The sequence below is a fragment of the Neisseria sp. P0021.S007 genome (assembly GCF_051956855.1).
The window spans coordinates 439,938-453,918 of the sequence record NZ_JBQCXA010000002.1 but is presented as its reverse complement, the minus strand read 5'-3'; the positions used below and the strand labels follow the sequence as shown (position 1 = coordinate 453,918).

Sequence of the window (13,981 nt, the reverse complement as noted above, 5' to 3'; positions counted from 1 at the left end):
GCACCAGTTGCACCGGTTGCACCATCTTTAACGACAGTAGTAGTGGTGTTACCGTTACCGTCTTTGATGGTTACAGTGTGAGTACCGTCGCCGTTGTCTTTAACTTCAGCTTCAGCGTTCTTACCGTCGGCACCAGTTGCACCGGTTGCACCATCTTTAACGACAGTAGTAGTGGTGTTACCGTTACCGTCTTTGATGGTTACAGTGTGAGTACCGTCGCCGTTGTCTTTAACTTCAGCTTCAGCGTTCTTACCGTTTTCACCAGTTGCACCGGTATCGCCTTTGGCACCAGTTGCACCGTCTTTAACGATAGTGGTAGTAGTTTTACCGTCACCGTCAACGATGGTCACTGTATGAGTACCGTCGCCATTGTCTTTAACATCGGCCTTGGCATTCTTACCATCGGCACCAGTTGCACCAGTATTACCAGCTTCACCTTTAGCACCAGTTGCACCGTCTTTAACGATGGTAGTAGTGGTATTACCGTTACCGTCTTTGATGGTTACAGTGTGAGTACCGTCGCCGTTGTCTTTAACTTCAGCTTCAGCATTCTTACCGTCGGCACCAGTGTCACCTTTAGCACCAGTTGCACCGTCTTTAACGATAGTGGTAGTGGTGTTACCGTTACCGTCTTTGATGGTTACAGTGTGAGTACCGTTGCCGTTGTCTTTAACGTCGGCTTCAGCGTTCTTACCGTCTTTAACGATAGTGGTAGTAGTTTTACCGTCACCGTCAACGATGGTCACTGTATGAGTACCGTCGCCATTGTCTTTAACATCGGCCTTGGCATTCTTACCATCGGCACCAGTTGCACCAGTATTACCAGCTTCACCTTTAGCACCAGTTGCACCGTCTTTAACGATGGTAGTAGTGGTGTTACCGTTACCGTCTTTGATGGTTACAGTGTGAGTACCGTTGCCGTTGTCTTTAACGTCGGCTTCAGCGTTCTTACCGTCGGCACCAGTTGCACCATCTTTAATGATGGTAGTAGTGGTGTTACCGTTACCGTCTTTGATGGTTACAGTGTGGGTACCGTTGCCGTTGTCTTTAACGTCGGCTTCAGCGTTCTTACCGTCGGCACCAGTGTCACCTTTAGCACCAGTTGCACCGTCTTTAACGATGGTAGTGGTGGTGTTACCGTTACCGTCTTTGATGGTTACAGTATGAGTACCGTCGCCGTTGTCTTTAACGTCGGCTTCAGCGTTCTTACCGTCGGCACCAGTTGCACCATCTTTAATGATGGTAGTAGTGGTGTTACCGTTACCGTCTTTGATGGTTACAGTGTGGGTACCGTTGCCGTTGTCTTTAACGTCGGCTTCAGCGTTCTTACCGTCGGCACCAGTTGCACCATCTTTAATGATGGTAGTAGTGGTGTTACCGTTACCGTCTTTGATGGTTACAGTGTGAGTACCGTTGCCGTTGTCTTTAACGTCGGCTTCAGCGTTCTTACCGTCGGCACCAGTTGCACCAGTTGCACCAGTGTCACCTTTAGCACCAGTTGCACCGTCTTTAACGATGGTAGTAGTGGTGTTACCGTTACCGTCTTTGATGGTTACAGTGTGAGTACCGTTGCCGTTGTCTTTAACGTCGGCTTCAGCGTTCTTACCGTCGGCACCTGTTGCACCAGTTGCGCCGGTATCGCCTTTGGCACCAGTTGCACCGTCTTTAACGATAGTAGTAGTGGTGTTACCGTTACCGTCCTTGATGGTTACAGTGTGGGTACCGTCGCCGTTGTCTTTAACGTCGGCTTCAGCGTTTTTACCGTCGGCACCAGTTGCACCAGTATCGCCTTTGGCACCAGTTGCACCATCTTTAATGATGGTAGTAGTGGTGTTACCGTTACCGTCTTTGATGGTTACAGTATGAGTACCGTTGCCGTTGTCTTTAACGTCGGCTTCAGCGTTCTTACCGTCGGCACCTGTTGCACCGGTAGCGCCGGTATCACCTTTGGCACCAGTTGCACCGTCTTTAATGATGGTAGTAGTGGTGTTACCGTTACCGTCTTTGATGGTTACAGTGTGGGTACCGTCGCCGTTGTCTTTAACGTCGGCTTCAGCGTTCTTACCGTCGGCACCTGTTGCACCGGTAGCGCCGGTATCACCGGTATCACCTTTGGCACCAGTTGCACCGTCTTTAACGATAGTGGTAGTAGTGTTACCGTTACCGTCTTTGATGGTTACAGTGTGGGTACCGTCGCCGTTGTCTTTAACGTCGGCTTCAGCGTTCTTACCGTCGGCACCAGTTGCACCGGTGTCACCTTTTTCACCGGTTGCACCAGTAGCGCCAGTAGCACCGTCTTTACCATCTTTACCGTTTTTACCGTCTTTAACGATGGTAGTAGTGACTGAGCCATCACCTAGATTAGTAATAGTGATGGTATGGGTACCGTCACCATTATCTACAACTTCACCTGTGATGCTGTCGCCTTTGTCGCCTTTAGCACCGGCTGCGCCAGTGTCACCTTTATCGCCTTTAGCGCCGGCTGCGCCAGTAGCGCCGTCTTTACCATCTTTACCGTTTTTACCGTCTTTAACGATGGTAGTAGTGACTGAGCCATCACCTAGATTAGTAATAGTAATGGTATGGGTACCGTCACCATTATCTACAACTTCACCTGTGATGCTGTCGCCTTTGTCGCCTTTAGCGCCGGCTGCGCCAGTGTCACCTTTGTCGCCTTTAGCACCGGCTGCGCCAGTGTCACCTTTATCGCCTTTAGCGCCGGCTGCGCCAGTAGCGCCGTCTTTACCATCTTTACCGTTTTTACCGTCTTTAACGATGGTAGTAGTGACTGAGCCATCACCTAGATTAGTAATAGTGATGGTATGGGTACCGTCACCATTATCTACAACTTCACCTGTGATGCTGTCGCCTTTGTCGCCTTTAGCGCCGGCTGCACCAGTGTCACCTTTGTCGCCTTTAGCGCCGGCTGCGCCGGCTGCGCCAGTGTCACCTTTGTCGCCTTTAGCGCCGGCTGCGCCAGTGTCACCTTTATCGCCTTTAGCGCCGGCTGCGCCAGTAGCGCCGTCTTTACCATCTTTACCGTTTTTACCGTCTTTAACGATGGTAGTAGTGACTGAGCCATCACCTAGATTAGTAATAGTGATGGTATGGGTACCGTCACCATTATCTACAACTTCACCTGTGATGCTGTCGCCTTTGTCGCCTTTAGCGCCGGCTGCACCAGTGTCACCTTTATCGCCTTTAGCACCGGCTGCACCAGTGTCACCTTTGTCGCCTTTAGCGCCGGCTGCACCAGTGTCACCTTTGTCGCCTTTAGCGCCGGCTGCGCCAGTGTCACCTTTGTCGCCTTTAGCGCCGGCTGCGCCAGTGTCACCTTTGTCGCCTTTAGCGCCGGCTGCGCCAGTGTCACCTTTATCGCCTTTAGCGCCGGCTGCGCCAGTAGCGCCGTCTTTACCATCTTTACCGTTTTTACCGTCTTTAACGATGGTAGTAGTGACTGAGCCATCACCTAGATTAGTAATAGTAATGGTATGGGTACCGTCACCATTATCTACAACTTCACCTGTGATGCTGTCGCCTTTGTCGCCTTTAGCGCCGGCTGCGCCAGTGTCACCTTTGTCGCCTTTAGCGCCGGCTGCGCCAGTGTCACCTTTGTCGCCTTTAGCGCCGGCTGCGCCAGTAGCACCGGTATCACCTTTAGGGCCAGCAGGACCAGTATCGCCTTTGTCGCCTTTAGCGCCGGCTGCGCCAGTAGCGCCGGTATCACCTTTAGGGCCAGCAGGACCAGTATCGCCTTTTTCGCCTTTAGGGCCAGTTGCGCCAGTAGCACCAGTTGCACCGGTATCGCCTTTAGCACCAGTTGCACCAGTATCGCCTTTAGGACCAGTCGCGCCGGAAGCACCAGTAGAACCACCACCGATTACGCTCAGGGTGTATTCGTTAGTGCCGTTTGAGGTCATTGTCAAACCGTTACCGGCGATCAGTTTCAGGGTGTTATTGGCATTTGATTTAGGATCGTATTTGTAAGTACCTTCAGCAGGTGAGCTACCGCTACCATTGTGGCCTGAGAATACAAATGGATTCAGGTTTTCGATGCGATTTGCAACAGCGTACAATTGAGAGCCGTTGATTGCATCGGTAGAAGTTGCAGAGATACGGCCTGCGGCAACGTTTTGAATTTGACGTTCTTTACCTGCAGAACCTACAGACAATACTGCGCCATTGCCCAAACCGCTGGTTGCACCTGCGAAGCCGCTGTAAGTGTAGCTGCCAACAGTAGCAGTGTTAGTAGGTACGAAGTTGCTGGTTGTAGAACCGTTACCCAGAGCTACGCTGTTTTCGATAGTAGATTTAGCTTCAGTACCCAAAGCCAGAGTGTTTTTAGCTGTTGCTTGAGCACCGTTACCCAGAGCAGTTGCATATTCACCGCCATTAGCTTGAGCACCACGGCCCAATGCAATTGCTTGTTTAGAAGCAGCGTTACTTTGTACGCCCAAAGCTACTGAGTATTTACCAGTTGCTGTAGCAGCAGGACCGAATGCTGCAGCAGAAGTACCATCAGCTACGGAACCACGACCGATTGCTACGTCAGAACCTTGTTTGGCTTGAGCGTCGCCACCCAATGCTACCGCGCCGTTTGCCAGAGCTTTAGAGCGCTCACCGATGGCTGTTGCTACGATACCGGTTGCTTGAGCTTCTGTACCGATTGCCATTGCCGAACCGGCATTATTTACTACGCCGTCGCCATCAGCGCCAGTAGAAGTACCGTCAGCTGTAGCAGCATGACCTACGGCAACGTCAGCAGCTTGCTTAGCAGTTGCACCGTTACCTTGAGCGATAGAGTTATTGCCAGCAGCTTTAGATTGAGTACCCAAAGCGATAGAGTTGTTACCGATTGCTTTAGCAGCAGTACCTGCTTTATTACCCAGAGTACCATCCATCGCACCGCCAATAGCTACAGAATTTTCACCTGTTGCTTGAGCGGATGCACCACCAGCAAATGAGCCTGTGCCATTAGCTTGAGACAATACGCCGATAGCGGTACCACGGTTAGCAGTTGATTCAGCATAAGCACCGATACCAATTGCGTTATCGCCTCTAGAAACTGTTTTAGTACCGACAGCAATGGAGTTATTGTTAGACGCAGTGGCAGTTTGACCCACAGCAATAGAGTTAGACTCAGCAGCAGTAGCGTTAGAACCTACAGCAACTGCAGCTTCTTTATTGGCTTGCGCATATGGACCAACTGCAACTGTCAGATTACCTTCTGCTTTTGTATATGAACCAACGCCGACAGCTTGAACACCTGACGCATTTGAGCTGGTACCCATTGCCATCGCATGGTCTTTACTTGCTACAGTATCTTTACCGACAGCAATAGCATTGGTCCAAGCACCATGAGCGTTATTACCAATAGCGATAGAATCTTGTTTTTCGGCGTTTGCATGCGTACCTACAGCAACTGCAGCAGCATTTGCATTGGAGTTATCACCAATAGCTGTTGCAAATTGTGCACCAGCATTTGCACGGTTACCGAATGCACTTGCGGAGTCTTGAGTAGCAGTTGCACGGTTACCTACTGCAGTCGCACGAATTTGAGTTGCTTGGGCTACATTACCGATTGCAACAGAAGCTTCACCACTTGCAACAGAGCTTACACCCATTGCAGTCGATGCACCGCCGGTTGCGATATTGTTATTACCTACTGCCAATGCTGCGTTTGCAGTCGCAGTATTGTTAGCACCGTAAGCGATAGTGCCATCTTGACTGCTGGCAGTATTTTGATAACCCACTACAACAGAGTTGACACCAACGTTTCTGTTAGAACCGTTGTAAGTACCATTTGGAGTAATGTTTACCGCACTACCACCCAAATCTACACCTGCCTGAGCAGCACTAGAAGCCATCAACGCACCTGCCGCTGCAACTGCAGCAGCTACGGCTTTACGCTTGTCAGAAGCGGATTTTTTGCCGTGTGCATGGCTGATTTCGGAAACCGCGGTCCATGTCTGGGTCGCGTGGTTCCAAATGACTTTAAAGACTTTATTCATATCGATTTTCCTGTAAGGGGTTTGATTTCTTTTGGGACGTTTGCTCGGCTATAAACCGCCTGCCCATACATATGCCGCACTTCAGAGTTTCCCCTTTATGCGGTTTTACGTCGTAATCTCTTGTATGCAATTCCCGTGCCAAAAGTTTCCACTCGGCCGAATGGCAGCTAAATTCCTGTTTTATGGGATTTTATGCTGATACATTTTGGGAAGCTTGTGAAGTTTGGGAAACGATGTGCCGTTTTTTGTCAGCTTGTTTCTTAACCAGTCACTTTTTGTCAGCTTCTTTCAATGCATTCGGAATCCTTGTCCAAATTTTATATGCGTTTGGTTTTACAAATCAACTCTTCCGATAAAGTGTTACTTTTTCGGCCTCAACGGTCATGCCCGTTAAATTTACTTGTTGCTTTTTTTAAACGGTTTTTCTAGCTATTTGATTTTACTTTTTTATTCTCAAACAATAATGATTGATAAATAATATATAATTTGAATAGTTTCTTTAGTGATAGATTTAAATGTGGGCTTTTATTTAGAGAATTAATGAAATTTGTATTGAAGATCGGCTTAAAACGTGTGATAGGTTTATATGGCCTGTTTTCAGACGACCTTTGACGTTTCCTAACATATAAATAGTAACCAAATGATACGAATTTATGCGCTATTGAGCCGATGGACAGCGTTAAAAAGGCAAGTGTAAAACTTGCCTTTACGTTTGGAATCGGTCTGTTTTTATGGTGTAACACCATGCCGTATTTCAGACGGCCTTACCAACGGAATGTTTGGGTTACGCCTGCGGAAGCGCCGTTGTTGCCTGCATAGCCGTAGCCGCCGGTATGGCTGGAGGCGCAGGCGGTGAGTGTGGCGAGGGTCAGGATGAGGAGGATGTGTTTCATGTTTTTTTCTCTGAGTGGGTTGGTTTTAGACTTGGGACGTTTTGTTGCCGTATGAATCGGAATGGATATGGCTTTGTTGCTTTGTCTTGATTTAATGTATTGAAAAAGGCCGTCTGAAATCGGTTTTCAGACGGCCTTTATTTTATATCAGCTTATTAGTGGCGGAAATGGCGAATACCCGTTACTACCATCGCAATACCGTGTTCGTCCGCTGCGTCGAAGACTTCTTGGTCGCGCATGGAGCCTGCAGGGTGGATGATGGCTTTGATGCCCTGCTCGGCAATGACATCTACGCCGTCGCGGAATGGGAAGAAGGCATCGGAAGCGGCACAGGCGCCGTTGAGGTCGAGATTGGCATCTTGCGCTTTGCGGGCGGCGATACGGGTGCTGTCCACGCGGCTCATTTGGCCTGCGCCGATTCCGTAGGTTTGACCGCCTTTACCAAAGACGATGGCGTTGGATTTGACGTATTTGGCGACGTTCCATACAAACATCAGGTCGTTCCATTCTTGCTCGGTCGGTTGGCGTTTGGAGACGACTTTCAAATCGGCACGGTTGAGGCGGTGGATATCGGGGGTTTGTACCAACAGTCCGCCGCCGACGCGTTTGAGTTCAAAGCGGTTGGCACCTGCTTCGAGCGGAACTTCCAATACGCGCACGTTTTTCTTGGCAGCGGCGATTTCGAGGGCTTCGGCGGTGAACTTCGGCGCCATGAGGACTTCCATAAATTGGTTGTCGGTAATTTGTTTGACGGTTTCGCCGTCCACTTCGCGGTTGAAGGCGATGATGCCGCCGAATGCGCTGGTGGTGTCGGTGGCGTAGGCGAGTTTGTAGGCGGTCAAGGTATCGGCGGCAACGGCTACGCCGCACGGGTTGGCGTGTTTCACGATCACGCAGGCCGGCGCATCAAAGGATTTGACGGCTTCCCATGCGGCATCGGCATCGGCAATGTTGTTGTACGACAATTCTTTGCCTTGCAGCTGTTTGTAGGCGGAAAGGCTGCCTGCGGCTGGATAAATATCGCGATAGAACGCGGCGCGTTGGTGCGGATTTTCGCCGTAGCGCATGTCTTGCACTTTAATCCAGCTTTGGTTGAACTGGCTTGGGAATTCGCCGATTTGGGGCTGACCGCTCAAGACGTCGTCTGAAAGCGAGGTCAGGTAGTTGGAAATCATGCCGTCGTATTGGGCGGTATGGCTGAATGCTTTGCGTGAAAGGTTGAAACGGGTTTTGTCGCTCAATGCGCCGTTGTTGGCTTCGAGTTCGGCTGCGATGGCCGGGAAATCGGCGGTGTCGGTAACGATGGCGACGTGTTTCCAGTTTTTCGCGGCGGAGCGCACCATGGTCGGGCCGCCGATGTCGATGTTTTCAATCGCGTCTTCCAATGTGCAGTTTGGTTTGGCGATGGTGGCGGCGAAGGGGTAGAGGTTGACGCACACTAAATCGATATTGCCGATGCCGTGTTCTTCCATCTTAGCGACGTGTTCGTCCAAATCGCGACGGCCGAGGATGCCGCCGTGGATTTTCGGATGCAGGGTTTTCACGCGGCCGTCGAGCATTTCGGGAAAACCGGTATAGTCGGCAACTTCGATAACGGGAACGCCTGCATCAGCCAAGAGCTTTGCTGTACCGCCGGTAGAAAGGATTTCTACACCGAGCTTGGTCAGGGTTTGGGCAAATTCGACTGCGCCTGTCTTGTCGGACAGGCTGATCAGGGCGCGTTTGATGGAAGACATGAGATTTCCTTTGTTGAAGGTTTAATCGATATGGGATGAATTTTCAGGGCGGTATTATCCGCTATTTTCGCCTTTTTGGCAGTAGGTTTTTATAGATATTGTTGACAATTTTATTGTAAAAGGCCGTCTGAAACTCGGTTTCAGACGGCCTGATGTTTTTGACTATTTAAATCCCATTTTCTTCGCCACGCATACTGCGCCTGCCATGCCTGCGCATAAGGGCATGAGCAAGGCAACGGGGGCGTAGGTGAGTTCTAAAACAAAGACGATGGCCGTCAGGGGCATTTTGAGGGAAACGCCGAGGAAAACGGCGGCGCCGACAACGGCCGCGCTTTCGGAGGACATGGCAGGAAAGAAAGTATTCCACGCGGCTGCGGCGGCAAAGGCGATGGTGCTGCCGAGCATCATGGACGGGGTAATCAGGCCGCCGTATGCGCCTGCCGCCAGCGCCATCAAGACGACCAGCCATTTGACGGCGGTCAGCTCAAGGCTGTGTTGCCAGTCGGTCAATCCGCCAAAGGTCAGTTGGTTGCCTGCTTTGCCGTTGCCCAAAATTTCGGGAAACCAAACAGCAATCGCGCCGATGAGTGCAAACATGCAGACGGCCAAGGGAATGATTTTGATGTTGTCGCGCTTGATGAAGGGGAATTTTTGGGCGGTGCGCTGGAAAACGACGGCGGTTGCGCCCAGTATCGGGCCGATGATGACGGAAAACCAAAGTAATGATGTGTTGATGGAAAGGTTGGCCGGATGATATTGCTGTACGTCGCCCAAGCCGATGCGCGCGACGGCGGTGGCGATGACGGAAGTCAGCAATGCGGCAGCGACGGCTTGCTGCGTCCATACGCCCAGCATGGCTTCGAGGATGAAAAGTGTGGAGGCGAGCGGCACGTTATACACGGCCGCCAAACCTGCACCCGAGGCGCAAGCAATGACCAGCCTTGCGTCGTCTTCGCTCGATCCGAAACGGTTGACACCGACTGAGGCGAAAGCGGCGGTCATTTCGCGCGGCGCAACTTCGCGGCCGAGCGGCGAGCCCAGCCCGACAGTAATGATTTGCAACAGGGCATGGCTGACGGTTTCAAAAAACGGAAAACCGGCAAGCGGATTTTTAACCACGGCTTTGATACCCGGTTGCGGCCTGCCGTAGCGTTTGAGCAACCACCACCCCAAGCCGACCACCACGCCGCAACAGGCCACGACCACGATACGCCGCGCAGGACTTGCCTGCGCTACGCCCTCTCGGAATGAAACGTATAGGCCGTCTGAACCGTAACCGTAGGCAAGATGTTGAATCGTATGCATGATTTCGGTTAATACAATGCCGACCATGCCGCCGATGATGCCGGTAATGATGAGGGCGGCCCAAAGTTTATGCGTTTCTTTCACGGGATTTGACTTGAGGTAGTAGTGGTTTGATCAAAGCGTTTTTCGAGGGAACTATTGTCCGCCCAAGGGATAGTTTTTGGGGGCGACGTGGGTTTTGCCGTTATAAGGGAAAATATATTTCTGATTTTTATAATTTTTCTTTCCTGATACGCCGCTGAGTTTTGCAGTCAGCGCCCATACGCCGGATACGGCAGGACGGCTTTTGTCAAAAGCAATTTTGGCTTCCAGACTGGTATATCTGTCTTTGCAGAGGCGTTTTTCACGCCCTTTCAATTCATCGCAATCGCCAAAATATGCGCCGTTATCGTTACCGCTGATCATGACGCTGTTGCGGATTCGGTTGCTATCATCGGTAAACAGGAAGTTTTGCGAAGTCGTCGTGTCGCCTTGGCCTGTATAACTTGATTCGGCAACATAGCCCCAGTTTTGTGCGCCCACCTGAACAAACTTCCATTCCTTATTCTCCGGCGGCTCGCCCCATGCGCCGATTTTATCTTTTCCGTGCTGTTTGATTGCCCACTTGCCGTCTGTTTTCTCCAAAACAAACAATTCTGCCAGACCGGAAGAAACATGAGCGTCCTGTTTTACTTTTTGTTCCATATCGTAGGCAAAACCTGTGTACAACACATAGCGCGCGGCTTTGCCGTTGCGCGTTACGGTATGATTGGCAACAGGTTTCATGCAATACATAATGTTGTCAGATGCTGTCTCACTGTCTTTCGGCGGCTTGGCGAGCTGGCATTTGTGCGCGGCAAGCGGTCGGTTGTAATACTTGGCAATGACGGCCTGTACAGCGGCTTTGTCGTTATCGGGTGCAGCCGACGTCAAAATAGGGCAGGCAAGCAAAAGCAGGGAGATAATGCGTTTCATAGAAATTTTCCCAAAATGTTTATTGAAAAAAGATACTGCTTACTTCAGGCCGTCTGAAACCGTTTTCAGACGGCCTTTTTGTGTTTGTTGCTGACACGCGCCAACATACCGGCGACAAAAGTGGACGCAATAACAACGGTAATGCCCATCGCAGACATAGCACTTAAATGTTCGCCCAAAATTAACACCGCCATGATAACGCCGATGACAGGCTCAAGCGAAATCAGCAGGCCGGAGACGTTGGCAGGGACTTTGTTCATGCCTTTGTTCCACAACAGATAGGCAAGCCAACTGCAACCGATCCCCATATACAAAATCGACAGCGTACCGCCCCATGACCAGTTGATTTGATAACTGTCTGCCAACACCAGCGAAAACGGCAGACACAATACCGCCGCCACCGCCATGGAAGCCACGGTAAATGCAGGCGCACCGATGCGGGCAATCATCTGCTGGCTCGGTCGTATCACGCCTGCAAAACCCAATCCCGCAAGCAAAATCAGCAAACAGCCGAACCAATCAATCGTGCCGCCTTCTTCTGCACCGCCCATTACCATCATGCCCACGCCGGCAAACGCCACCGCGCCGCAAATCCAGTGGTAAATTTTCGCTTTGTCGCTGAAAAAGAAATGACCGACAAAAACCACCAGCAAGGGTTCCAGCCCGACCATGGTAATCGCGCTGGCGGCAGACGTGTATTTCAAACCGATAAACTGAAGCATCAAAACGACAACGTAGTTGACAAAGGAAATCCATAACAACGGCTTCCACTCGCTCCGCGGAATCCTTCCCAAATGACGGCGGCACGACGGCAGTACCATCAACGCGGCAATCAACAACCGTGCCTCAACCATCAGCGCAGGGTCGATCATCTCGTAAGAATACTTGGCAGCGATAAAAGAGCTGCCCCAAATCAGCAGGGCAAGTATTTGATAGAACATGGTCCGACCTTTTAAAAAGGGTTAATCGTTTCTTCTCTATATTTATTATTCAGACGGCCTGGAGGGTTGGCCTTTTTTATTTTGTCTGCGTCAGAGAATCCAAAAAGTCGAAGAGTTTGGCATTCATTTCACTGAAATCCGCCGCTTCGATTTTATCCGGATGCTGGACATAAGTTTGGGCTTGGCTTTGTTCGGCCACATTTTCGCGTCCGTCCGCCGCAATCAGCAGCCCGACGGCTTCACGGTCAAACTCCAAATGGGCCTGGAAGGCATAATGTTTGGGCGCAAAACGGATAATCTGGCGCGGACAGCCTTTGCTGGTTGCCAACACAACCGCCTTATCCGTCAAACCGGGCATATCGCCGTGCCAATGGCCGGTATTCAGGGTTTTGCCCAACAGGGAAACATGGGCATCCGCCAAACCTTCCGCCGTCAGCTCAATCGGATAAATGCCGATTTCACGCTCAGGGCTGCGTGTGTGGCGCGCGCCGTAGGCAACGGATAAAAGCTGCGCACCCAAACACACGCCGACAATATATTTATCCGCCGCCATCGCCTGACGCATCAGGCGCAGCTCGGATTCGGGGTCGTAATACGAGAATGCCTGCCTGTCTTCATCAGGCGATTGCGGCCCGCCCATCACAATCAAAAAATCTATATCGTCCACATTGTCAGGCAGGGTTTCCCTTTCGTACACTTTGGTTGTACTGATGTTATGTCCGCGCCATTGCGCCCATTTCAAATATGCTCCCGGCACTTCAAATGCCTCGTGCAAGATGAAATGGATATTTAATTTATTCGGATTTTGCATTGTTATTTCTCCTTCGACCGTCAGGACGGATTGCCCTGCCGTATTACAGCATACCGTGCTGTTGTAATTTTTTACGCAGGGTATTGCGGTTCAAACCCAAAATAACGGCCGCTTTAGACTGGTTTCCGCCGCATTGCTCCATCACGCAGGCAAGCATCGGCTTTTCCACTTGATGCAATACCATATCATACACACCGCAAGGTTCCGTACCATCCAAGTCTTTGAAGTATTGTCGTAAGTTTTGTTCAATACATTGCGCAATGTCAGTCGTCGTTTGATTCATCGTGATTGTCTTTCTTTAGATTTGTTTTTAGATGATGAGTCCGTCTGAACATTCAGACGGCGTTTATTTAATTTGATTGAGAAATTTACTCTATTCAATTCTTATTTTTTATCAAAATCTTATACTGCAATAGATTTCTGTAATTTACTATCCCAAAATGCCCGCCATATCCCGTTTTCTTGAGCCAGATAGATAACAAATTCATTATTGGCATGATCGGCAACGTAACGAATGGAATACGGTTTTTCTTCACAATTGACTATCCAAACATGAAATTTCCGTGCTTTTTCCCAAGATTGGCGGTTATATCCTATTTCTTGATACGCTCTAGGAATAGGCGATTGAGCCTCTTTTTCCAGAGAGGTTTGAACCTGATTATCCCATGCGTTCAAACGCTGCAGGATTTCCATACATTGAGCTTCATCCCCTGAGGCAAAATACAGCAGGATATTATGCGCTCCCTCACTTAACTCCAGCTCAACCGTATTACCCTGCTCGTCATAATGCCCTTCATCATTGACCAGCCGACGAGTGGCATCAGCCAATTCCTGTTCCCAATCCACATGTTCGAAACGATTGCGCGGAAACATGGAATCAGCTTGATGCTTTTTAGAAAATATACGTTTAATCAACTGAAACATAGGGTTTCCTGAAACCATCTCCTCACACAACCTACTGCTCAAAGCAAGTAATCTTGCCAACCTTTTCTCCGTCAGGTTCGATTTCTGCTACATTATCTCCATATTTATTACCCCAAAAGAAACGCCCGTTCTACTCATACCAAGGCTTGCCCAGTACATACCAAGCCTTGTCCAAACTGTCACCGGGGCGGATGGTTTCGCATGTTGCTTTATCCTTACCTGCACTCAGCATACAAGCATCATGTTGACGACAATCAGGATTCATGCACCTGCTCTTGTCTTCATTCCAATAGCGATCCATTAATTTACAGGCTATCAGATTGTAGTCATAAGCATAAATACCAAATCCTGTCAGCAACAGCACGGCTATGCCGAAGCGTTTGAACCGTGAGGTCAATTTCATATT

At 50.0% G+C, this 13,981-nt stretch carries 10 protein-coding genes; all 10 read right to left on the bottom strand.

The annotated features are described in order from the left end of the window. Positions 1-6,011 (bottom strand): collagen-flanked surface repeat-containing protein (locus ACTHUR_RS05180; RefSeq protein ID WP_440392565.1); only part of this gene is annotated, 6,011 nt, incomplete at its 3' end. A gap of 764 nt (positions 6,012-6,775) precedes the next feature. Further along, positions 6,776-6,904, bottom strand: coding sequence for a hypothetical protein (locus tag ACTHUR_RS05175; protein ID WP_256388401.1), 129 nt, complete (start codon positions 6,902-6,904; stop codon positions 6,776-6,778). Positions 6,905-7,059: 155 nt separating this feature from the next. Continuing rightward, a complete protein-coding gene (gene purH, locus ACTHUR_RS05170; protein WP_295698640.1) occupies positions 7,060-8,640 on the bottom strand; it encodes a bifunctional phosphoribosylaminoimidazolecarboxamide formyltransferase/IMP cyclohydrolase in 1,581 nt (526 codons plus the stop codon). Between the two features lie 162 nt (positions 8,641-8,802). Then, positions 8,803-9,972 (bottom strand): chloride channel protein, encoded by a 1,170-nt coding sequence (locus ACTHUR_RS05165; protein ID WP_314574835.1) that lies wholly within the window; start codon positions 9,970-9,972, stop codon positions 8,803-8,805. A 108-nt stretch (positions 9,973-10,080) separates the two neighbouring features. Next, positions 10,081-10,899: a hypothetical protein gene (locus tag ACTHUR_RS05160; protein ID WP_004518783.1), complete on the bottom strand. Its 819-nt coding sequence runs from the start codon at positions 10,897-10,899 to the stop codon at positions 10,081-10,083. Between the two features lie 65 nt (positions 10,900-10,964). After that, positions 10,965-11,840: a DMT family transporter gene (locus ACTHUR_RS05155; RefSeq protein ID WP_288971014.1), complete on the bottom strand. Its 876-nt coding sequence runs from the start codon at positions 11,838-11,840 to the stop codon at positions 10,965-10,967. Between the two features lie 76 nt (positions 11,841-11,916). Next, complete coding sequence (locus ACTHUR_RS05150) at positions 11,917-12,651, bottom strand: glutamine amidotransferase-related protein (RefSeq protein ID WP_004518785.1); 735 nt, start codon at positions 12,649-12,651, stop codon at positions 11,917-11,919. Between the two features lie 43 nt (positions 12,652-12,694). Further along, a complete protein-coding gene (locus tag ACTHUR_RS05145) occupies positions 12,695-12,934 on the bottom strand; it encodes a Fis family transcriptional regulator (protein ID WP_003684241.1) in 240 nt (79 codons plus the stop codon). Between the two features lie 119 nt (positions 12,935-13,053). Further along, positions 13,054-13,575 carry a hypothetical protein gene (locus tag ACTHUR_RS05140; protein WP_004518786.1) on the bottom strand — a complete coding sequence of 174 codons (522 nt, stop codon included), beginning with the start codon at positions 13,573-13,575 and terminating at the stop codon, positions 13,054-13,056. A 130-nt stretch (positions 13,576-13,705) separates the two neighbouring features. Then, a complete protein-coding gene (locus tag ACTHUR_RS05135) occupies positions 13,706-13,978 on the bottom strand; it encodes a hypothetical protein (protein ID WP_004518787.1) in 273 nt (90 codons plus the stop codon). Between the last annotated feature and the right edge of the window lie 3 nt (positions 13,979-13,981).

What these genes read in the sequence shown, in the direction of transcription:
- ACTHUR_RS05160 (WP_004518783.1), bottom strand. Translation starts at nt 10,899, where the DNA reads ATGAAACGCATTATCTCCCTGCTTTTGCTTGCCTGCCCTATTTTGACG.
- ACTHUR_RS05140 (WP_004518786.1), bottom strand. Translation starts at nt 13,575, where the DNA reads ATGTTTCAGTTGATTAAACGTATATTTTCTAAAAAGCATCAAGCTGAT.
- ACTHUR_RS05155 (WP_288971014.1), bottom strand. Translation starts at nt 11,840, where the DNA reads ATGTTCTATCAAATACTTGCCCTGCTGATTTGGGGCAGCTCTTTTATC.
- ACTHUR_RS05175 (WP_256388401.1), bottom strand. Translation starts at nt 6,904, where the DNA reads ATGAAACACATCCTCCTCATCCTGACCCTCGCCACACTCACCGCCTGC.
- ACTHUR_RS05145 (WP_003684241.1), bottom strand. Translation starts at nt 12,934, where the DNA reads ATGAATCAAACGACGACTGACATTGCGCAATGTATTGAACAAAACTTA.
- ACTHUR_RS05165 (WP_314574835.1), bottom strand. Translation starts at nt 9,972, where the DNA reads ATGGTCGGCATTGTATTAACCGAAATCATGCATACGATTCAACATCTT.
- ACTHUR_RS05135 (WP_004518787.1), bottom strand. Translation starts at nt 13,978, where the DNA reads ATGAAATTGACCTCACGGTTCAAACGCTTCGGCATAGCCGTGCTGTTG.
- ACTHUR_RS05150 (WP_004518785.1), bottom strand. Translation starts at nt 12,651, where the DNA reads ATGCAAAATCCGAATAAATTAAATATCCATTTCATCTTGCACGAGGCA.
- purH (WP_295698640.1), bottom strand. Translation starts at nt 8,640, where the DNA reads ATGTCTTCCATCAAACGCGCCCTGATCAGCCTGTCCGACAAGACAGGC.